The sequence below is a fragment of the Bacillus sp. BS1807G30 genome (assembly GCF_040047675.1).
GTDB classification, from domain to species: domain Bacteria; phylum Bacillota; class Bacilli; order Bacillales; family Bacillaceae; genus Bacillus; species Bacillus altitudinis.
On sequence record NZ_CP157353.1, the window covers coordinates 3,535,390 to 3,556,659 of the forward strand.

Here is a 21,270-nt window from a genome sequence, read left to right on the forward strand (position 1 = left end):
AGTGTGTGATTTCCATCAACACCTAATTCAAAATCGTAACTTCCTTTAGATATGCAATAACCTAAGACACATTGAGAAGCTTCTATTTTCCTCCATCAAGATTCTATTAAAAAAGACTCACACAAAACGGAAGATACCACCATTAAACGACTAACTATACATGCTAATTTACCATTATATACACAGTACTTGTTTACAATATCATACATCAATAATGGTTGTTAATAAATATTCTAGTCATTACTTTAAACTATATTAATAACTTTAAACCGTAAAAAACAAAACCACTCATGTAGTTGAGTGGTTTTGTTCTTATATATTTTTTATGCGTCTAAATGCTTTCCATTTGTCTCAATCACTTGTTTATACCAATCAAAGCTTTTCTTTTTCTTTCTATCTAATGTACCGTTGCCTTCATTGTCGCGGTCGACATAAATGAAGCCGTAGCGTTTTTTCATTTCAGCTGTTGATGCACTGACAAGGTCAATTGGGCCCCAGCTTGTATAGCCGATCAGATCAACGCCGTCTGCGATCGCTTCTCTTGCCTCAAGCAAATGACTTCTGAGGTAATCAATTCGGTAATCGTCTTGAATGGAGCCGTCTTCTTCTACTTGATCCACAGCACCCAATCCATTTTCTACGATAAACAATGGTTTTTGGTAGCGGTCATATAGTTGGTTTAGTGTTGTACGAAGTCCTTTTGGATCAATTTGCCAGCCCCAATCACTTGCTTCTAGATAAGGGTTTTTCACGCCTTCAAATAGGTTTCCACCAGTAACTTGTCCAAGAACCTCTGGATCTGTACTTGTCACAAAACTCATATAATAGCTGAAGCCAATATAGTCGACTGTATGGTTTCTTAGAATGTCTTCGTCACCGTCTTGGAATTCAATGTTGATATTATTTTCCAGGAAATAACGTTTCATGTATCCAGGGTAATAGCCTCTTGCCTGTACATCTGAGAAGAACAATGTTTTACGATCTTGATCAATCGCAGCAAACATATCTTCAGGTCTTGAGCTGTACGGATATGTGGTCATCGCTGCAATCATACAACCGATTTTCGCATCTGGAATGATTTCGTGTCCTGCTTTAACAGCTAGAGCACTTGCAACAAACTGATGATGCGCTGCTTGATATTGAATGCTCTTCTCGTCTTCGCCTTCTTCAAATACAAGGCCACCCCCTGTGAAAGGAGCATGTAACACAACGTTGATTTCATTAAAAGTCATCCAATATTTCACTTTATCTTTAAAGCGAGTGAACAATGTTTTAGCGTATGTTTCATAAAGACCCACAAGCTTACGGTTTCTCCATCCGCCGTAGTTTTTCACAAGTGCAAGTGGCATTTCATAGTGAGAGATCGTGACAACTGGCTCAATTCCATGCTTATGCAGTTCATCAAATACTTTTTCATAGAAAGCGAGGCCCGCTTCATTCGGTTCCGCATCGTCGCCATTTGGGAAAATACGTGGCCAAGAAATGGATAGTCTGAAGCACTTGAATCCCATTTCTGCAAACAGGGCAATATCTTCTTTGTAGCGATGATAGAAGTCGATCGCATCATGATATAAGTTAAGGTCTTTCATTGATTCATTGAATGGGTGCATAATACCGTGTGGTGATATATCGGCTGTCGACAAGCCTTTTCCATCTTTGTTATAAGCGCCTTCAATTTGGTTGGCGGCTACCGCGCCGCCCCATAAGAAACCTTTAGGAAATGTTTTTTCTAAATTCGTCATGTTGAATGCCCTCCTCATTTTCTTCTACACTGACTGTAAGCAATGTCTCTTTTACTGTAATCGCCCCATCTGTTTTCGCATCAACTTGTGCAAAATCATTTGTGTTGGTGACGATAATTGGCGTTGTTACATCATAGCCATCTTGCTGAATGCCCTTGATATCAAATTCAACTAGCAGATCTCCTGCTTGAACGAGATCACCTGACTGCACATGACTTGTGAAATGTTTACCGCCAAGTTTTACTGTATCAATCCCCACATGGATGAGAAGTTCTGTGCCTTGATCACTCTTTAAACCAATGGCATGTTTTGTTTGGAAAATGGTTTCAACCCTGCCATTGAAAGGTGCTACTACACGTCCAACTGTTGGGACAATGGCTGTTCCTTTACCCATGATTTCATTAGAGAATGTTGCATCATTTACTTGATTGAGCGGCTTTAGTTGACCTTCAAGCGGGCTTTGTACCACTTCATTTTGAAGCGCTACTGTGTCTTTCTTTTCTTCTGGTTTGTCTGCTTTTGTATCATCTTTCACTGGTACATCTTTGAACCCTAGAACAAGTGTCATGATGGTTGCTACAACAAAGCCGATCACTAATCCAATGATGGAGTAAACAAATGTCGGTCCAATGAACGTTGGGAGACCTGGAAGACCTGCTGACCCTGATATCACATATGACTTTACTTTGAAGATAGACATGAACACGCCGCCTGCTGCTGCACCAATGAGGGCTGCAAGGAACGGTTTTTTCAATCGCATGTTCACACCATACATAGCAGGTTCAGTAATACCCATTAACGCAGTGATACTTGTAGACATCGCCAATGATTTGAATGTTTTGTTTTTTGATCTTAAGAAGACACCGAATGCTGCGCCTGCTTGTGCCATATTCGCTACAAACATCATTGGAAGAATGAAGTCAAAACCGTTTAATGTAATGTTGTTGATCATGATTGGAAGTAGTGCATAGTGCATGCCCGTAATGATCAATGGTGACATAAAGCCACCGATTAAGAGTCCGGCCAAAATACCTGCATGTTTGAACAATAAATCAATTCCACCTGAAAGACCATTTCCGATAATCCCACCAAGCGGTCCAACCGCGATGAGCATAACTGGTACCACGACAAGAAGTGTAACTGTTGGAACAAGAATGATTTTTAGTGATTTCGGACTGTATTTTTCTGCGAATCTTTCCACATATGAGCCGAGCCAGATAGTGAGTAGAATTGGAATCACCGATGAAGAGTACACAACGGCAACCACTGGCAAGCCTAGAAATTCTGTATTTCCTGCACCTAGTAAAGCAGTGAGCTGCGGGTGCAGTGCGGCTGCTGCAATGGCAGCAGCGATATACTGATTTGTGCCAATTTTTTTGGCTACGCTTACAGCGAGCAGAATCGGTAAGAAGTAAAAGGCTCCGTCTCCGATAGCTGTTAAAATCGCATATGTGCTGCTTTTACCTGAGATCCATTGGAACGTCAGCATTAATGCCAAGATTCCTTTGATCATACCAGCTCCAGCGATGGCTGGAAGAATCGGTGTGAAGACACCAGAGATAAAATCGAAAAGCTTTGAAATCACATTTTGTTTTGATGCTTCTTCTGAATCGCCTGACTTTACATCTGTTGATAACCCAGAATCAGCAATCATTGCTTGATAGACGTTTGATACGTCGTTGCCAATAATGACATGGTATTGACCGCCGCTTTGATTCACGCCCATGACGCCGTCTGTTGATTGCAGCTTCTCTTTATCCGCTTTGCTTTCATCGTATAGGTTAAAGCGGAGTCTTGTCATACAGTGCGTGACATGCTTAACATTCTTTTCACCGCCGACAAGCTCTAGAACTTCTTTTGCTGTTTGTTTGTGGTTCATTGTGTTACCCTCCAATCGTTGATTTCATCTTGATATAGAAAAAACCTAAACATCCATTAATGCCCGAAAAATAGCGATTCAGACATTAATCGATATTTAGGTTTTGCCTGCTTAACCAGTAACAATCCTTCATAGCGATTGATCGTTATTCAATTTTATAAGCCTTTAGATACAAAAAAACCTAAATCATGCCTTATCAAAGATAGGGACAATGATTTAGGTTTTGCCTGCTTGACCAGTAACAATCCTAAAAGATTGTGGGTTATTGAGTTTATAGTTATAAATTAGCATGTTAATTTTGATATGTCAACGCTTTCTTTTTGATTTATTTTCTTTTTATGACTCGATCGATGTGCAAAGTTAAGTATAACATCTCATCTTCTATGAGACTTCGGTTGTATTCTTTTTGAACATAGTCATTAATTTTCTCCGCACATTGAAAAGCGGCTGTATTTTTTTCCTTTACCACTTCATACAGAAACTCATTTTGATTTTCCATTTGTGTTTCGTTAAACAGACGCTGTCCAAAAAACTTCAAATGCGTGACAAAACGGAAATAATTTAATGATTCTTCGTCCAAATCAATTTGGAAATGATACTTTACGATGTTCAAAATATCTTGAATCAGTTTTGTAATTTGAATGACATTCGGCATTTCCTCATTCAGTTCTGCATTGACAATATGCATCGCAATAAAGCCTGCTTCATCCTCGGGAAGATGGATGTTGAGCTTGTCCTGTATGATCCGAATCGCTTCTACACCACACATGAATTCCTCTTTGTACAGCCGTTTGATTTCCCAAAGCAAGGCATTTTTTATGTCCATTCCTTTTTGATGACGTTCAATAGCAAAGGTAATATGATCCGTTAATGTGACATAGATGCTGTCATTTAAATTTTTGTTAAGGGTCGTTCTCGCGTAATCGATAATTGCCTCACACACTTGCATATACTCGATCGGAATATCATAAAGCAGGGTTTTGAATTTTTCTGATATATCTTTATTTTGAATGGAAAATACTTTTTCGATACGTTCTTCGTCAATTGGGTCTCCGCTTTTCTTTTGAAACGCAATCCCTCTGCCCATAATGACCAGCTCATGCTGCTCGTCATCATACGCACTGACCACATTATTGTTGATTACTTTCGAAATGATCAATTGATCCCCCCCAGTACATTCCGCTTTTTCGAGCATTTCATTGTTGATTGATATGTCATTTTATTATTATTTTCAAAAAAGAGGACTTTAAGATGATTTTACATTTTTTTTTGATACGGTCAACTAGAAAGAATGACATATTACCTCTCAGAAATGACGATTTAGGGGCAAAAAGGCTAAAAATAGACAAAAAACACTCTTCAAAAAGAGTGTTTTTTACAAAATTAGGAGCAATCCCAGTTATAGACGACATTCTCGAAATGTTTTCGTTTGAGGTCTTCTGGTTTGATAAAAAAGTTAGCAATGCCGCAATCTCCCCACAACATGTCCACTTCATCATCTGAGTCAATTTGCAATAATAGCACAGTATGTTCTTGGTCTACATAGGTACGCGGGTCTTCTTGTGTAAAACCTGGGTATCCGCCAACTTTATGGCCAAAACCACTTGCTGTCTCATAAAATTCATCTAGCAATTGATCTGCTTCATCACCATCAATACCAACAGCATCTTCGAATAGATCCCAGCTTCGCTTTCCTGTGACTTTTTCAAAGCGGAAATCTTCTACACTGATCGTTTCGCTTGATAATTCACCTGTAATCGCGCCTTCCTTCGTAACTGGAAAATAAAAATCGTCAGGAATTTTCACGAATGAAAAATCAGTCAATAAGTCTTCTTCAGCTAAGAAAGGTTCCTCAATAAATTTGATCCGAAAATCTTTTTGCTCTGTTTTATGGTCAATATTCATCCCATAAAGATCATCATGTACAGAAATAAACACTTGCAAAAGTCCTGTTTCTGGGTAATCTTTCAGCTTTGGCAGCTGGCCGAAATTGATTTGTGCCAGCAGCTTCATAGGATGGCCTTCTCCATCAACGGGATATTCGTCGTTTTTTGGGAAATAAGGATCACCTGATATTTTGCTGTCATATGGTCCTGTTTTTCCTTGTTTTATCTGTAATTGAATCAGTGGTTTTTCAGTTTGATCTAACAATGGACGGTAAGGCGCAAGTACTTCTTGCAGCTTTGCTGATTGTGTCAAGATGGGCTTCCTCCTTATGTATAGGTCTAATGATCAAAACAGGTCTCTCTTTTTCTATCATACAGAAGTGTAACTTCCCTGTCAGTGAAAAACCGGTCAATATCATGACAAAAAACTCACTCCAACACGTTAAAAAACCTCCGATACGGCTGGAGGTTTTGTGATTCGTTTATTTATTTCACTTGATAATTCACTAAGTCTGTTGCCAATGTTTTCATCGTTTCGTTCGTTTCGTGCAGCCCCTCAATAATTTTTGTGAAAGTGCCAACGAGTTCTGCTTGATGTTCAGATGAAGCCACGATTTGTGCTATTTCTTCTTCCATTCCTTTGATAGAGCCTTGCACATCTTTTAGCGCTGTTTCAATATCAGTCGTTGCTTGCTTCGCGTGAGTAGACAGCTTTCTCACTTCCGTAGCAACCACCCCAAAGCCTGCACCTGCTTCACCGACTCTTGCAGCCTCAATGGATGCATTGAGTCCAAGTAAGTTCGTTTGATCAGAGATACCTTTGATGAGATTAGACACTTGATTGATTTTAGAGGAATTTTCGACAGTGGTTTTTGTATTTTGTAGAATTTGTTCACTTGTCGCTTGTAGTTCCTCTGAATGTGCAGCCACTTGCTGTACCATCGCGACCAGTTTTTCGGAAGCATCGTTACTTTCCGTCATAATGTGTTCTAATCGTTGTTGATTCGTTTGGTCATATGCTACACAGAAGGCAGCGATTACTTGACCATTGTCATCTTTAATCGGGACGGCGACGATGTCCATAGGAATACCGTACACCTCTTTAGGAATCTGGATAAATGATGGCTCTCTCCCATTTTTCAACATCGAAAAGTTTTGGAACCCGGGAGCTACAACGTCCCCTGCTTTAAACCCTAAGTCAATGTTCCCGTGCTGCTGATAATAAAGAACCTTCTCTTTCCCTAATACAGAAAAGGTTAGCTGCTCTCTCATAGCTAGTCCAACGATTGGTAAAGCGTCTATTATGTTATCAATTCTCTGTGACATTCGCTCACGTTCATCCTCTCTTTTTCTCAGTACACTCTCTTTATCGGTTCTTTATATGATCTATTACAGCCTGCAATGTGTACTAATATCAACCAAATGACCTAAGACATATAAAACAGCCACATTCTATTAAGAGAATGTGGCTGTTTTTAAAAAAAGAACATGCATATCAACACACTGATGACGATGAAAAAAAGATACATGCAGTCGATCCATGAAGTGCTGATGACATGATAATATGTTCTCTCCCTCGTCCCTGTGAAGCCTCTTGCTTCCATCGCAATGGCTAGTCGTTCAGATTTCCGTACGCCTTGCGTGAAAAGGGGGAGTGCATAACGTATAAAGGCTTTCCAGCTGTTTTTTTGCTTGTAACCTCTAATTTTATGTGCAGCCTTCATTTGCTTCAATTCACTTTGAAACAACGGGATAAACCGGAAGCCTGCCAGCATCCCATATGCCCATTTGGGTGACATTCGGCATTGATGGATTAAGCTCATCATAAAGGCCGTCAAATCAGTTGTTGATGTAAAAAGGAGACCAAATGTTACAAAGCCAAGCATTCTAAAAGAAATGGTCAGCCCATTTCTTAAACTCTCCTCTGTGATATGAAACCATGCCCACTTCCAAACTGTATGATCTCCCTTGCCAAAGGCCGCCATCATCCAAAACACGAGAATGAAAAAGAGCAGATAAGGTACAAGTCTGGTGATGAGGTATTTCAAATTCCAGCCGCCTAGGACAAGTCCAATTCCAAGTGCAAACAGCCAGATGATGAACGTCGTTTTAGGATCAGAAATCGCCATCAGACAGCACATCGCAAGGAGATGGGCGAGTAATTTCATGACTGGATTTACAGTGGATAGAAAGGAGTGATTACTTTGCAATCGTCATCACTTCCTTTCTTTCAGCCATATAGCGATAATGTAACGGCACTCTCAGCTCACACGAAGTGACAAGTTCCTGATGAGAAAATAAATCAAAAGGCGAACCATCATATACATGCTCCCCTTGATGAAAAACAAGCACCTGATCAGCGCACTCATCGACGAGTTCCATATCATGTGTGACCATGATAATGGTGGTGCCTTGTCGTTGACGTTCTTTTAAACGCCGGATTAACTCCCTCGCCGTTTTCTCATCCTGCCCGAAGGTCGGCTCATCTAAAATGAGAACATCCTGATCAAAAAGAAGCATCGTGGCAACACTTAATCTTCTTTTTTGTCCTAAACTTAAGGTGAAAGGATGCACGTCTCTATGCTTCTCTAGGCCGAACTCTGCCAATAGCTGATTCGTTTTTTCTTGCACCACAGACTCTGGCCAATTTCGCTGTCTCCCACCAAATGCGATTTCATCAAACACTGTGTCCTGTATAAATTGAAGTTCTGGATTTTGAAATACAAAGCCGGCTTTTTCATATAATGTTCGGTCAGACCACTTTTTCAGGTGTTTTCCTTTTAAGAAAATGTGACCTTTCTTTATTGGTTCTAAACGTATGACATGTTTAAGAAACGTACTTTTTCCGCTTCCATTTTCACCGATGATCGCAACCCAATCTCCTGCTTTTATATCCAGATGCAGGTCATCTATAATGCTTTTTTTTCCGTAGCTTAGTTGTAGATGATCTGTGCGAATGATTGTCTCTCGATCTGTTGATGACACTTTCTCATGCCGTACTTTTCTCGCCTCAAAGGTTTGCAAGAGTGTTTGACTCAATGGATGAAACGGATTTTGTACGACAGTGGACCATTTCTCGGGAAATATTTTCGGACGCCAAATGCCGGCCTCTTTCATTTCTCCCTCAAATGTGTTCATCACATCTTTTGGCGTTCCATCTGCTATGATACAGCCTTGATGATCTAATAAGATCACCCGATCCATCCACTCGATGACACCGTCTAACACATGCTCCACAAAAATCATCGTCTGGTTCTGTTCAGCCGAAAGCTGCTGAAGCAATTGAAATATCTCCATTCTTCCTGCTGGATCAAGCTGTGCAGTCGGTTCATCAAAGAACAGGACATCTGGCTCTAATGCTAGTAAACAAGCAAGCGCCAACCGCTGCTTCATGCCGCCAGATAAGGTATGAATATCTGTATTTGGGTCAATATCCAGCTGTACCTTTTTCATGAGATGCTGAATGATATTATCCATTTGTTCACGAGGGACAGATCGATTCTCTAAGCTAAACGCAATTTCTTCATTGACTCGGTGCATACAAAACTGCGAATCTGGGTCTTGAAACATGACACCAGTATGCCTTTGCCGCATCACTTCTCCCTGTACTTCAGCTTCCATATGCTCTGGAATAATGCCAGCAAGCACAGAAATCAGCGTAGATTTCCCGCTTCCACTTGGTCCTAATATCAGCACCTTTTCCCCCTTTTGAATAGAAAGAGATACTTGATGAAGAACGGGATTCGGCTGTTCATAAAAACGGACAGTGAGATTACTGCACGCGAGAAATGAATCCATGCTGGTCACCCTTACTTCGTTTTTCTTTCATGATGGCATATTGATTCAGCACACCCGTTTTAGATAAGGCATCCACCACCACTTTTGCTAAGCAACCACCGAGTAACATCCCGCTAATGACTTGAGTGACAAGTGTCATGAGTAACACTTGAGGCGTGTAATAGCCGAATCCATTGGCAATGAGGCTATATGCCATTGCCCCTACTGCTGCAAAGGCACCAGACAACATGAGTGTCCACATGCGATATCGCTTATAGCCAAATAGAGCGAAGGCGATTTCTGCTCCAAGTCCTTGGCATACACCAATCAAAAGCGCAGAAAGACCGAAGTGGCTGCCTGTCAGTAATTCCACGGCGGCGGCAGCTGTTTCTGCGATGAGGGCAGCTCCTGGCTTTTGGATAATGTAAGCAACGATTGGACTGGCAATGACCCAAATTCCGAACATGATGTTGCCTCCTGCTGGACCGACAAGGGCTGTAATCGGTAAATAAAGCGTCGACCACCCTAAATAGATAACTCCGCATGCCACTGATAAAATGACAGCGAGAACGACTTCTTTCATCTTCCATGTCATGAAGAATGCACCTCCATTTGGACAGGCCACTCTTCGACAGTAAAGGCCATGTCCCAGAATTTATACTCAAGCTGACAGCTTAAGATGAAGTGCTGTTTCATTTTCTCCTTTTCCTTCTCACTTGCTCCTTCCGCCCACTGATCAAGCCGTTTGCAAAGCTCCACTGTAACAGAGTCCGTTAACCCGCCATAAAACGTGATCCACTCATAGAATGGATGGGCAGGATCGGGCTCTACATCTCTGAGCATTCGTTTGCCTATTTCCCAATAGGTCCAAGGGCAAGGGAGCAAAACCGCAATGATTTCTCCTAGCGTCCCTTCCTCGGCGACTTGCAGCATGTGATGAATATAGTGATGAGCACTTGGCGCCAAAGATGCACCTTGCAGTTCATCATAAGCGACACCTGCCACCCGGCAAAGGTTTTGATGAGGATGTGTCTCACTATCAAGGACAAAAGCCATTTGTTGATGGAAAAAGGTAATGTCCTCTCTGTCTGTACATCTGCTAATGGCTGCCGCATAAATTTTAATAAAGGCATTTAAATATTCTGCATCCTGTTTGACATAATGAATGATCTGTTCCTTTTCGAGTTCTCCTGCTGCAAGTCCTCTCACAAACGGATGCTGATAAATCGCTTCAAATAATGGTTCTGCTTCTTGCCTTAATTGCGTTGAAAATGTCATAAAAAAAGCCTCCTCTTTTTCAGTTGAATAAATGAAAAAGCCACCCCAAATGGAGCGGCCTTCTTATCGATTCAATCATGAATAAGACAAGGTCCTGCTCCACTTCCCTCCGCTAGTACAAACTAGATCAGGTTCAAAGGGTCCAAGATTTCCTCTTGTCTCAGTCATACATGACTCCCCTAGTGGACTTTTGTCATTTAATTATCTTTACTCTACACATGTGGCGATTTGATGTCAACCGCCGATCTTAATTCAATGTATTGATCGTTGGCAGCTTCTCGATCCCTGCTGCATAGTAGAAATTAAGGACACTGAAGAAATCAATTGGCTTTCCTGTCTTTATATCAACAGCCAAAATATGATCGCCATAATTGGTCAGATCATCAATGTCTAAACGCCTTGGCGTTGTCTTTCCGAGAGTATCAACAAAGCTGCTATGGTAGTACTGCCCACTAGCAAACGATGATTCATGATACATAAATAATGTCTCCACATCTAAGTATACAAGAATGGCCTCAGAGGAACTTGCATATGGAGCAGAGTACGATACTGGTGCCGAAATACTTTTCACTTTTACACTGTCAACAGAATGCGTTCTCTGTTGATATTTTCCATCATATGAGAAATAAAATACACGCTCCCATTTATAATCGGCGGTCTTAGATTGTTTGTTATACACTTTTGTACCATTTGCGAAAACATCCCCATTGGCATACGCAGCAACAAAGTATTGCAATGTTGATGATAGGGATTCAGCACCTGTGAAATTTGGTGGGTTTTTTGCGTTCACCTGTAATGTATATGAGTCTCCAAAGTCTCCACCGCTAGTAATACCAAACGCATAATCCCCCGCTGGTAAATTGCTTAACGCAAGCAGACTGCCTGCTGGTTGAATCAGATCCGTTGGATAAGCTTGTCCTTCTTCATAATCAATAACAAATAACTGAACGAAATAATCAGTATTTGGAGAGGTAATCCGGCTGATGAGCGCCTGAGGAGACGATGTACTTAAGAACCATAAATCAACTGGATCTTCCTCGTTTAAAACTGCCGATTGATTAATGGCTAGTCCATCAATAGAGCGAACGGCAGACGTACGCATCTTTCCATCTGCAGCCGCTTTTCGTTTAATACTTATTCCCTTTTTCTTATCTACTTTAAATGATTTTTTTACTTCCTTCTGTTGAACCGCAGTCCCTTTATCCTGTTTTTCAAACGACTCTTGCACTTGCTGAATGGCTTTTTCAGTCAGTGGCGATACTTTTTCACTTGATTTTGGTGTATCTTCTGCTTTGATTGCTGGTGAAAATAAACCTGTTGTGACCAATAAAATAGACAGTAAGGCGGCGGTGATTTTGACATAAAATGCTCTCACAGGAACATCCCCTTTTCCCTAATTTGGGTTTTTTACCCTGTGATTATTTTACCATTTTTCTAATACTTGTTTTGGACTTTTTTAGGAAATTTTTATAACAAAAAACCAGCCGTATGAGTCACGACTGGTTTTTTAATGATTTATGCAATGGTTTTGACAAATAAGCGTGCTGTTTCTGCACTTGATCCTGGATTTTGTCCAGTAATGATTTGTCCGTCTACAACAGCGAATGGCGCAAATGCATCGCCTTTTTCAAATGCTGCCCCTTGCTCGCGCAGTTTTGTTTCCAATAAAAATGGAACTTTAGATGTCAGCTGAACAGCATCCTCTTCCTCATTTGTGAATCCTGTTATTTTCTTGCCGTCGATAAATGATTTTCCATCACGATCCTTCACATCAACAAAGGCAGAAACGCCATGGCAAACTGCCCCAACGGCTCCATTTTTGTCTGAAATCGCTAAGATCGCATCGGCAACCAGTTGATTGGAGGCAAAGTCGATCATTGGCCCATGTCCTCCAGCAAAGAAAATGCCATCATACTCAGCTGGGTTTACATCTGTCAGTGCCTTTGTGTCTTGAAGTAATTCATACACATCTTGATATTGTGCTGGAACTCCTTCAGGAATTGAATTTTTATCGATCGGTACTGTTCCACCTTTTATTGAAACGATTTGCACGTTTAGTCCATTTTCTTTAAAAATATGAAATGGCTCGGCCAATTCTTCTAGCCATAAGCCTGTTGGGTGTCCGTTCATTTCTGAGCTGCTTGTTGATACTAATAAAACGTTCTTGCTCAACTTGATCATCCTTTCTATTTATCATGTGGCTATTTTACATTTTGCACAATTAAATAACAAGCAATCAGACTTAGATACAACTCTTTATGTTATACCCGATTTTTCAAAAAATATAGCCTCACTTCAAATCTAATCATTCTGTCACATTCTATTGACAGGGAATTTCATGTAAAATTGTGATGAAATGATATAATATGAGAAACAATTGACAGACCTCTTGCGCTAGAGGGAATTTAAAAGGAGTGGAAAAAGAGATGAAAACCTATTCGATTGTGATGATTATCATCACGCTCTGTATCATATTGGCTGTCTTTTTAATGAATCTTACGGGCGTCATGTATGGAAAAATCATATTGGCTGTCGCTGTTGCCCTTTGTCTTACGTCCATTATTCGTTTGATGGGAATGCGTAAAAGATAAAAGCCGCCCTCTGGGGCGGCTTTACTGTGTAGACAAACCCTCGCATTCGGTGTCAGTCCTGCGCTTCGGTGCTCACCAATGTCAAATTCGCTCCGATGCTCGTCCTTCCTAAACTGCAAAGGTTTTCTATCACGCTGATAGGATTATATAGCCAGGATAAGTGCAATTAATGCAAGAAAAGCTGGTAACCCTTGTTTGATGATAATCGATTTATTAGACGTCACACCGCCAAATACTGCTGCGATGAACACACAAAGAACGAAAAATAGCTGAATCATATATCCTACGGTATTCGAACCAAGAATGAGCCCCCAAATGAGTCCAGCAGCTAGAAAGCCATTGTATAGCCCTTGATTAGCAAACATCACTTTCACATTTGGATCCTTTTGTAAGTGTTCAGGCAGATTGAAAGATCTTTTCGCCATTTTTGATTCCATAAAAAACATTTCTAGTAACATGATGACAATGTGCTCTAAAGCGACAATTCCTACTAAAATCATTGCTAAAATATTCAATTTAGTGAATTCCTTTCTGATAGACGGTCTCGTATTTGTATTTTGTCCGTGTATAAATCAAAGTCTTGGATTAGCTCTAACGCCTCATGAAAACGACTTTGTGGAATGTCTTTCATTTTTCTTACACCAAATTCCTTTTTAATAAAAGCCATGATGGTATTAATATGAAGCTTACCGTGGCCATCATACTCTAAATGGCTGCAAAAAGTCTGCATCGTCCCTCGAATCACCTTTAATTGCTTGGCAGTGACACAACTCATTGGTAACGCTCATCCTTTCTTGGTTTTTTAACAACTAAAAAGAACATTGAATGAAAGAAAAACCTTCCAATCTCTATTATATAATGGTTTCATTCGGATATCAAAATAAAAAAGAACAAACATTCGATCAAAGACGAGTCATACGCTAAAAATCCATGTCTTAACGTATCAAAAAGCCGGATTCATGGATAGAATCCGGCTTTTTGTTTAGTTGTTTTTGGAAATTAATACCTTTCCAACAGAACGGTCCTTACTTTGTCCGACGACTTTAAAGGATAGGCCGTATGTTGGCACATCACGTCCTGCATCCGGGTTATTTGGATTCACATAGTTCTTTTTATCACTAAATGTACGCGTTGGGCGGATATAGCGATCCTCTAAGGTTAAGCCTGTTGTCGCTGTATAATCAATATTCAGCTTCGTGCTTGGATTCAAAGAGAATGCTGCATCATGTACTTGGAAACCTGTCGCTGCAATAGAGCCGTCACTCCATTTCAACACTTGTTGATCTGCATCTACGACTCCAAGGAAGCCGTTCCCTGGATGTTTTCCAACCCAGTTATCACTGTACGATTGATCGACGTACCACACGACCAAACCGTTATTATAGCTCATCAGACTTGCTCCTCGTTTGATATGCTTTAAGCCTTTATCGACATCAGCATAAGAGCGCCATTCTAGTAAATAATACTGAGCGGCATATTGTTTTCCATTAGATTGAGAGAATCCATTAAAAGTGAACGTGGACGTTCCTTCGGCATCATCTGACCACACTTTTGTTCCATCTGCTGTAATCTTTAGATCATCTACAAATAAACCTGGCAGTGAATATCCTGCATCGGTTGTATAGCGGAATTGCAGATCGATCTTCTTCCCTGCATAAGCAGAAAGGTCAAAGGATGCATCTACCCATCCATCTGATTTTCCATCGATGCCATTGCCTTCATTCGCTCCTGCCTCATTTCGATCATTCGTAATATTACCAGCAATGGTTGTCCATTTGTCTGTCCCAGTTTCACGAACTTCTACATACGCATAGTCATAATCTTCTTCGATATCGTACCATGCTTTAAACGTAAGCTCGGCTTTGCTTCCCTTCGACAAATCAATCCCTGATGTCGTCATGGTAGCATTCAAATTGTCACCTGTTCCGCTGAAGTATGAATATTGCCCTTGTGCAGGCTGAGTGACCACAATCTCTTTATCTGGCAAATCGACTCGAACCGCATCATGGTTGGTTCCTTTTGTTGCTGCTTCATCGATTAAAACTGTTTTGCTTTTTGTTAATGTCTTACCATCAATGGTTTTTCCAGAAAGCCAATTGCCGCCATGCAGGTTTTGAAGCATTTCTTTTGCATATGGACTAAAACCTGTTGGTTCCGTACCAGGTACTTTACCTGCCCAGCTTCCGCTTGACATGATAGACCAATAAGAAACGGGCTCTCCTCTGCCTGTGTATTGTGTATCGTATTCATCAGGTAGACCAAGATCATGTCCAAATTCATGTGTGAACACGCCTGCTGCGCCATCTTCAGGCTCAATCGTATAATCTAGAGCGCCTAACTTTCCGCCTTGACCCACTTCTGATTCAGTGTTTGGAATCTCAAATACATCACCAAGTGACCAGCGATGCGACCAAATCGCGTCAGAGCCAAGCTGTCCGCCGCCAGCTTCTTCACCTACGCCAGCGTGTACAACCATGAGGTGGTCAATGATACCGTCCGGCTCATTATAAACACCGTCCCCATCCATATCATAGCGGTCCCATTGATCATATTCACCAAGGTCAATGTTTGGATCCTTTGCCGCTGCTTCGAGGGCTTCTTTCACCAATTCGCGCGGTCTGCCGTCACTGCCTGATTCGTCTGGTACGTTCCCACCATAATATGCTGCTTCATGCTTGGCTGTATACCATCCAGCTACTGTTCCACTAATCGTGTAGCTTCCACCAGACTGCTTTTCATAATATTGTTTCATAGATACTTTTCTTTTACCATCTGGACCGATGTAGCCATTTTTTCCGAAAAGCATATCTTGGTAATGCTGCTGATCGTACTTGTCATAGTACATATCAGTCTCTTCTTTTTTAATACTATTATGCTTATAATCTTTAAAATCTACTAATAATACCAAAACTTTATCATTACGGACGTCGCCTTTATATTTTTCCTTTTTCACCGGCTTTACTTGATTGCCTTCTTTTCCTTTATGCTTCTTTAACTTTTTCTTTTTGGCTAATTTATTATGTACATTTTGTTTGTATTCTTTTAGGAATTCAGGTTCTTCTGTTAAGGTACTTGCGCTTTGTTTCATCGCTGCTTCTTCTTTTTTCTTTAGGTAGTTTTTTAATGCTTTTTGGGTTTCTGCCTCATTGGCATTCTTTTTGATCTTTCCTTGTTTTTTCAAGGCTTTGATGAGGCGGTCTTCATTGACAACACTTGCGTCGAATGGAATACCTGAATAATGACCGCCATCTGAGGATGTTGACTTTTCTGAGGTGTGGGCAGATAGAGGGGTGCTGAAAGCTGTCAATGTGCCTAAACTGAGGACAGCTGTTAGTGCGATGCTCGTCCATTTCCCTTTTTTCATATTGGTTCCTCCCTAATTTGGTAATAAATAATATCTAATTCTAGCATATTCCAATATACTTAAGTCGAAAAACATTTTATTTTCAGAAACTTTGTGGAAAATGCACAATACGAGATTGAAATAGGTGGAACGAATTGTCGAAAATAAAAGAACCCTAGGCTATAAATGCCTAGGGTGTTTGTTGTTTTTCTATGAAAGCTGCTCTCCTTGATATGCAACAACATCAAGTGGAGCGGCTAAAAATTCTTTTGCCTTTGCGACGAAAGCTTGGAAATGTGCACTTGCATTATGGCTTTGAACCGCTGCTTCATCTTTCCACACTTCGACCATTAAAAAGGTGTTTTCTTTCTCTGTATCCTTGAAAAGCTTGTAGGACACATTGCCTTCTTCTTCCTGTGAAGCTTTCATTAAACCGTTGATTTCTTCTAGAAATACGTTTTCTTTCTCTGGATGAATGGTCATCCCTGCATGAATAATAATCATATGATCGTCTCCCTTTTTTTAAAAATTATTTCCACTCTGTGATGCGATCGATCGGTAAACGGTAAGAAGCATACCCTTCGTCAGCTGCTTTCCCAATGGATAGAAGCATAACTGGTACATAGCGCTCTTTATCCCAGCCGAATGTTTCAGCGATGACTTCTTTGTCATATCCGCCAATTGGGTTTGTATCATAGCCATGCGCACGAGCAGCAAGCATCAGCTGCATTGACACAAGTCCACCGTCAATTAAGATCGTTTCACGATTCACTTGCTCTGGAAGAGCTTCAAAATGTGCAGTTAATGCAGCAATTTGTCTTTCTTTTACTTCCTGCGGCATGTAGCCATTTTCTACTGCTTTTGAATAAATTTCTTCTAAGTATTCATTGTTTTTCATATCTGCAAACACAGCGATGACAGCTGATGATGTAGCTACTTGTGTTTGGTTGAATTTTGCGAGTGGTGCAAGCTTTTCTTTTCCTTCTGGGCTGTCAATGACCATGAAGCGCCAAGGCTGTGCATTCACTGATGATGGTGCTGTGGTTGCCTCTTCTAAAATCTCTGTCATTTCTTCTTTGCTAATTTTCACTGCTGGATCATAGTTACGAATGGAGCGGCGCCCTTTCATAATATCCATAAAATCGTTTGTTTTTAAAGTTGTAGCCATGTGTAACACTCCTTTAGGTTGTTTGAATCTTTTCGATGTTTTGTTGTATACGGATGAGCACATCAGTGAGAAGCTTTCGTTCTTCATCACTTACGTTTTCAAGCATTTCTGAGATAAATCGTTCTTTTTCTTTTTTAGAAGCTTCGATTCTTGTTCTGCCTTCATCTGTCAGACGAACAAGCGTGACTCGATTATCTTCCGGCTTTCTTCTGCGCGTGACCATTCCTTTTGTTTCTAACTGTTTTAAGTGACGCGTCACAGCCGCACTATCAATATTTACTTTTTTCTGCAAATCGGATTGGCTGATTTCGTCGGCTTGGAATAACAGTGATAGCAACTCCAGTCTTGATTGGCTGATGCCCGTGCATGCTTCGAACTTCACACCCATCATACGGTTCACGCACTGCAAACGATATAATACCTCTGCTTCTTCAGAGCAAAATGCAGTCAATGCCATCCCCTCTTTTCTATTCAGATCAATTAGTTGATATATCAATCATTGACTCGTCAACTAATATACACCCATTGTTTCATGATTGCAAGAGGTTTGTTTCATAAAGTGAAATTTTTTATTTCAATCAAAAAAGACGAGCTTTTGCTCGTCTCAGACCGTAGACAAAGGGCTAAAATGTAATTTATTTTAGCCCTTTGTCTTCTTTTCAGCGTGAAAGAAAACCTTTGCAGTCTAGGAAGGACGAGCAATGGAGCGGAGCGAATTTGACATTCGTGAGCACCAGCGCGCAGGACTGACAACGAATGCGAGGGTTTGTCTTCACGCTGGGACGAGCTTTTGCTCGTCTTAAGAACTTGGTGTTGTTGTTGGTCCCACATAGTAGCTGATAAATCCAATGATCATCAAGACAACAAAAATAAAGAGAATGAGTTTGAGCATTCTCATGGTTTATCCCCTCCCACTCATCTAACTTATCATATCTAGAAGAAGCGCTACCTAAAATTTACATAAAAAAGACAAAAGCGATTCATCACTTTTGTCTTTTTCTCTTTATTCTGTAATCACTGTATGAATCAAAGTCGGAGCATCGGCATGGTCATCAATGCGGATGTTGTCATAAATTTTCTCCATGACATTCGCAACATCTTCACGGTTTGCATGCAGCGTCACGAGAGATTCACCTTTTTCTACACGATCGCCTACTTTTTTGTTGAGCATAATGCCAACAGATAGGTCGATTTCGTCTTCTTTTGTTGCACGTCCTGCTCCAAGAATCATCGCTGCAACACCGATTTCGTCTGCGACGATTTCAGCGATCACACCTGATTCTTTTGCCGGCACTTCGATTTGATAAGGTGCTTGTGGCAGTTTTTCCGGTTGATCTACAATCGAGCCGTCTCCACCTTGGTTTTCTAAAAATTCCTTGAATTTCTCAAGTGCTTTGCCGTTTTTCATGACTTCAATTAGCTTTTCTCTTGCTTCATCAAGTGTCTCTGCTTTTTTCGCAAGAACGACCATTTGACTTCCTAATGTGAGCACAAGCTCGTTTAAGTCTTCAGGGCCTTCACCTTTAAGCGTGTCAATCGCCTCTTTCACTTCAAGGGAATTTCCAATCGCTAATCCTAACGGCTGAGACATGTCTGAGATGACAGCCATCGTTTGTCTGCCAACATTATTTCCGATACGAACCATTGCTTTTGCAAGCTTCTCAGAGTCTTCAGGTGTTTTCATGAAAGCACCTGCACCTGTTTTCACATCTAATACGATTGCATCTGCGCCAGCAGCGATTTTCTTACTCATAATAGAGCTTGCAATGAGCGGAATTGAGTTAACAGTTCCTGTCACATCACGAAGGGCATACAGTTTTTTATCAGCAGGTGTCAGGTTGCCTGATTGTCCAATGACCGCTACTTTATGACGGTTCACCAGCTCGATGAACTCGTCTTTTGTAATTTCAACGTGGAAGCCTTTGACTGCCTCTAGCTTGTCGACTGTTCCACCCGTATGTCCAAGACCACGCCCAGACATTTTTGCAACAGGTACATCAAGTGCTGCAACAAGAGGAGCGAGTACAAGCGTTGTTGTATCGCCTACACCACCTGTTGAATGCTTGTCTACTTTAATACCGTCGATAGCAGACAGGTCAATTGTGTCCCCTGAGTTTGCCATAGCAAGTGTTAAATCTGCACGTTCTTGATCCGTCATATCTTGGAAGAAAATCGCCATCGCCAAGGCACTTGCTTGGTAGTCAGGAATTGTTCCGTCCGTATAACCTTTGACAAAGAAAGAAATTTCCTCTGAAGATAATTCTTTTCCGTCACGTTTTTTCGCAATGATATCTACCATTCTCATTGTTTTCACCATTCCTTCTTTAGTTTAGTAAATCAAACCGACAACGCCTGCTGTTAAGAAGCTGACAAGTGTTGCACCGAATAACAGCTTTAATCCAAAGCGTGCGACAACGTTTCCTTGTTTTTCATTCAAGCCCTTAACGGCTCCAGCAATGATACCGATAGACGAGAAGTTCGCAAATGACACAAGGAATACAGAAATGATCGCTTCTGTACGAGCAGTGAAATGGAAGGCATCGCCAGAAAGAATTTGCATCGCCACAAATTCGTTAGACACCATCTTGGTCGCCATAATACTTCCTGCTTGTACTGCTTCGCTCCATGGTACACCAACAATAAACGCAAATGGTGCAAACACATATCCAAGTACATCTTGGAAAGAAACACCGATGGCAGCTGTGAAAATGCCATTAATCATCGCAATTAATGCAACGAATCCAATCAACATCGCAGCCACAACAATGGCTACTTTGAAACCATCCATAATGTATTCGCCGAGCATTTCGAAGAAAGATTGTCTTTCCTCTTCTACGACTTCAAGCATGTCTTCGTCTTTAGACACTTCATATGGATTGATGATAGACGCAATAATAAATCCACCAAATAGGTTCAGCACAAGTGCTGTAACAACGTACTCCGGTTTAATCATTTGCATATACGCACCGACAATGGACATTGATACAGTCGACATCGCAGATGCACACAATGTATAAAGACGCTGTTGAGGTAATAATCCAAGCTGTTTCTTAATGGAAATGAACACTTCGGATTGACCTAAAATCGCTGACGCTACGGCGTTGTAAGATTCTAGTTTCCCCATTCCATTGACTTTACTAAGCAAATACCCAATTCCGCGTACGATCAGCGGAAGGATACGCCAATGCTGCAGGATACCAATCAAGGCAGAAATGAAGACGATCGGCAGCAAGACATTGATAAAGAAAGTTGACGCATTATCATTCATTAAACCGCCAAATACGAAGTTGATCCCTTCACCAGCATAGCCTAGAAGCATTTGGAATCCTTTTGCAAAGCCACCGACTAGGAAGTTCCCAACACCTGTATTGAGCAGAATATAACCTAAAATAAATTGCAGTACAATCATGACAATGACTGGACGGAATTTCACTCGCTTTTTCCCGTTACTTGCCAGCCATGCAATGGCGAGAATCACCAGCAAACCGATAATACCAATGACGTATTTCATGTTTTTCCTCCTTGAATGAATTCGTTTACATTAATGTGCTTGTATAGAACAAACCCTATTTCGCAAACAAATTGCGGAAGAAAATCCCAGAAATG

Annotated in this window: 19 protein-coding genes, 1 pseudogene and 1 riboswitch; of the genes and pseudogenes, 1 reads left to right on the forward strand and 19 read right to left on the reverse strand. The window is 40.9% G+C overall.

The features are described 5' to 3' along the window. Positions 1–323 precede the first annotated feature (323 nt). The 11 genes from ABG082_RS18245 to ABG082_RS18295 all read right to left on the reverse strand — a co-directional run bounded on the left by ABG082_RS18245 (position 324) and on the right by ABG082_RS18295 (position 12,734). Entirely contained in the window at positions 324–1,742 is a 1,419-nt protein-coding gene (locus ABG082_RS18245) for a glycoside hydrolase family 1 protein (protein ID WP_348936362.1), read from the reverse strand. Further along, entirely contained in the window at positions 1,714–3,621 is a 1,908-nt protein-coding gene (locus tag ABG082_RS18250; protein ID WP_348936363.1) for a beta-glucoside-specific PTS transporter subunit IIABC, read from the reverse strand. Before ABG082_RS18250 ends, ABG082_RS18245 begins: the two co-directional genes overlap by 29 nt. A gap of 325 nt (positions 3,622–3,946) precedes the next feature. Further along, on the reverse strand, positions 3,947–4,780 hold the full coding sequence (locus ABG082_RS18255) for a PRD domain-containing protein (protein ID WP_017358647.1): 834 nt from the start codon (positions 4,778–4,780) through the stop codon (positions 3,947–3,949). Positions 4,781–5,004: 224 nt separating this feature from the next. Beyond that, positions 5,005–5,820 (reverse strand): YwqG family protein, encoded by an 816-nt coding sequence (locus tag ABG082_RS18260; protein ID WP_035702594.1) that lies wholly within the window; start codon positions 5,818–5,820, stop codon positions 5,005–5,007. 173 nt (positions 5,821–5,993) lie between these two features. After that, positions 5,994–6,833 carry a methyl-accepting chemotaxis protein gene (locus ABG082_RS18265; protein WP_008345693.1) on the reverse strand — a complete coding sequence of 280 codons (840 nt, stop codon included), beginning with the start codon at positions 6,831–6,833 and terminating at the stop codon, positions 5,994–5,996. Between the two features lie 149 nt (positions 6,834–6,982). Beyond that, positions 6,983–7,717, reverse strand: coding sequence for an energy-coupling factor transporter transmembrane component T (locus ABG082_RS18270; RefSeq protein WP_045033732.1), 735 nt, complete (start codon positions 7,715–7,717; stop codon positions 6,983–6,985). Further along, complete coding sequence (locus ABG082_RS18275; protein ID WP_348936364.1) at positions 7,707–9,305, reverse strand: energy-coupling factor transporter ATPase; 1,599 nt, start codon at positions 9,303–9,305, stop codon at positions 7,707–7,709. Before ABG082_RS18275 ends, ABG082_RS18270 begins: the two co-directional genes overlap by 11 nt. Continuing rightward, positions 9,280–9,879, reverse strand: coding sequence for an ECF transporter S component (locus tag ABG082_RS18280; RefSeq protein WP_019743666.1), 600 nt, complete (start codon positions 9,877–9,879; stop codon positions 9,280–9,282). The genes ABG082_RS18275 and ABG082_RS18280 overlap by 26 nt, the downstream gene beginning before the upstream one ends. Continuing rightward, a complete protein-coding gene (gene tenA, locus ABG082_RS18285) occupies positions 9,876–10,562 on the reverse strand; it encodes a thiaminase II (protein ID WP_017368356.1) in 687 nt (228 codons plus the stop codon). Before tenA ends, ABG082_RS18280 begins: the two co-directional genes overlap by 4 nt. Before the next feature lie 87 nt (positions 10,563–10,649). After that, positions 10,650–10,753: riboswitch (TPP riboswitch) on the reverse strand. Between the two features lie 56 nt (positions 10,754–10,809). Next, positions 10,810–11,937 (reverse strand): hypothetical protein, encoded by a 1,128-nt coding sequence (locus ABG082_RS18290; protein WP_348936365.1) that lies wholly within the window; start codon positions 11,935–11,937, stop codon positions 10,810–10,812. A gap of 140 nt (positions 11,938–12,077) precedes the next feature. Then, entirely contained in the window at positions 12,078–12,734 is a 657-nt protein-coding gene (locus ABG082_RS18295; RefSeq protein WP_017358640.1) for a type 1 glutamine amidotransferase domain-containing protein, read from the reverse strand. Between the two features lie 224 nt (positions 12,735–12,958). On the opposite strand from ABG082_RS18295, the pseudogene ABG082_RS18300 reads away from it, so the two are divergent. After that, a pseudogene (locus ABG082_RS18300) lies at positions 12,959–13,153 on the forward strand (hypothetical protein); the annotation flags it as partial. Between the two features lie 143 nt (positions 13,154–13,296). On the opposite strand, the gene ABG082_RS18305 reads toward ABG082_RS18300, so the two are convergent. From ABG082_RS18305 to ABG082_RS18340, 8 genes are all read right to left on the reverse strand, one after another. Next, positions 13,297–13,668 carry a DUF1304 domain-containing protein gene (locus ABG082_RS18305; RefSeq protein WP_007498006.1) on the reverse strand — a complete coding sequence of 124 codons (372 nt, stop codon included), beginning with the start codon at positions 13,666–13,668 and terminating at the stop codon, positions 13,297–13,299. Further along, positions 13,665–13,928 carry an ORF6C domain-containing protein gene (locus tag ABG082_RS18310; RefSeq protein ID WP_008345710.1) on the reverse strand — a complete coding sequence of 88 codons (264 nt, stop codon included), beginning with the start codon at positions 13,926–13,928 and terminating at the stop codon, positions 13,665–13,667. The genes ABG082_RS18305 and ABG082_RS18310 overlap by 4 nt, the downstream gene beginning before the upstream one ends. A 207-nt stretch (positions 13,929–14,135) precedes the next feature. Next, a complete protein-coding gene (locus ABG082_RS18315; protein WP_348936366.1) occupies positions 14,136–16,517 on the reverse strand; it encodes an immune inhibitor A domain-containing protein in 2,382 nt (793 codons plus the stop codon). Positions 16,518–16,706: 189 nt separating this feature from the next. Continuing rightward, positions 16,707–17,000, reverse strand: coding sequence for a putative quinol monooxygenase (locus ABG082_RS18320; protein ID WP_017368359.1), 294 nt, complete (start codon positions 16,998–17,000; stop codon positions 16,707–16,709). A 25-nt stretch (positions 17,001–17,025) separates the two neighbouring features. Beyond that, positions 17,026–17,664, reverse strand: a complete 639-nt coding sequence (locus ABG082_RS18325; protein ID WP_017368360.1) for a nitroreductase family protein — start codon at positions 17,662–17,664, stop codon at positions 17,026–17,028. 13 nt (positions 17,665–17,677) lie between these two features. Continuing rightward, positions 17,678–18,121: a MarR family transcriptional regulator gene (locus ABG082_RS18330; protein WP_045033720.1), complete on the reverse strand. Its 444-nt coding sequence runs from the start codon at positions 18,119–18,121 to the stop codon at positions 17,678–17,680. A gap of 546 nt (positions 18,122–18,667) precedes the next feature. Next, the gene (locus tag ABG082_RS18335; protein ID WP_026050178.1) at positions 18,668–19,969 is read right to left on the reverse strand and encodes a pyrimidine-nucleoside phosphorylase; all 1,302 of its coding nucleotides are present in this window, start codon (positions 19,967–19,969) and stop codon (positions 18,668–18,670) included. Positions 19,970–19,993: 24 nt separating this feature from the next. Further along, complete coding sequence (locus ABG082_RS18340; RefSeq protein WP_019743592.1) at positions 19,994–21,175, reverse strand: NupC/NupG family nucleoside CNT transporter; 1,182 nt, start codon at positions 21,173–21,175, stop codon at positions 19,994–19,996. Positions 21,176–21,270 lie beyond the last annotated feature (95 nt).

Excerpts from the sequence above, each read along its gene's own strand:
- ABG082_RS18245 (WP_348936362.1), bottom strand. The coding sequence starts at position 1,742 with ATGACGAATTTAGAAAAAACATTTCCTAAAGGTTTCTTATGGGGCGGC.
- ABG082_RS18250 (WP_348936363.1), bottom strand. The coding sequence starts at position 3,621 with ATGAACCACAAACAAACAGCAAAAGAAGTTCTAGAGCTTGTCGGCGGT.
- ABG082_RS18265 (WP_008345693.1), bottom strand. The coding sequence starts at position 6,833 with ATGTCACAGAGAATTGATAACATAATAGACGCTTTACCAATCGTTGGA.
- ABG082_RS18275 (WP_348936364.1), bottom strand. The coding sequence starts at position 9,305 with ATGGATTCATTTCTCGCGTGCAGTAATCTCACTGTCCGTTTTTATGAA.
- ABG082_RS18280 (WP_019743666.1), bottom strand. The coding sequence starts at position 9,879 with ATGACATGGAAGATGAAAGAAGTCGTTCTCGCTGTCATTTTATCAGTG.
- tenA (WP_017368356.1), bottom strand. The coding sequence starts at position 10,562 with ATGACATTTTCAACGCAATTAAGGCAAGAAGCAGAACCATTATTTGAA.
- ABG082_RS18310 (WP_008345710.1), bottom strand. The coding sequence starts at position 13,928 with ATGAGTTGTGTCACTGCCAAGCAATTAAAGGTGATTCGAGGGACGATG.
- ABG082_RS18315 (WP_348936366.1), bottom strand. The coding sequence starts at position 16,517 with ATGAAAAAAGGGAAATGGACGAGCATCGCACTAACAGCTGTCCTCAGT.
- ABG082_RS18320 (WP_017368359.1), bottom strand. The coding sequence starts at position 17,000 with ATGATTATTATTCATGCAGGGATGACCATTCATCCAGAGAAAGAAAAC.
- ABG082_RS18325 (WP_017368360.1), bottom strand. The coding sequence starts at position 17,664 with ATGGCTACAACTTTAAAAACAAACGATTTTATGGATATTATGAAAGGG.
- ABG082_RS18330 (WP_045033720.1), bottom strand. The coding sequence starts at position 18,121 with ATGGCATTGACTGCATTTTGCTCTGAAGAAGCAGAGGTATTATATCGT.
- ABG082_RS18335 (WP_026050178.1), bottom strand. The coding sequence starts at position 19,969 with ATGAGAATGGTAGATATCATTGCGAAAAAACGTGACGGAAAAGAATTA.
- ABG082_RS18340 (WP_019743592.1), bottom strand. The coding sequence starts at position 21,175 with ATGAAATACGTCATTGGTATTATCGGTTTGCTGGTGATTCTCGCCATT.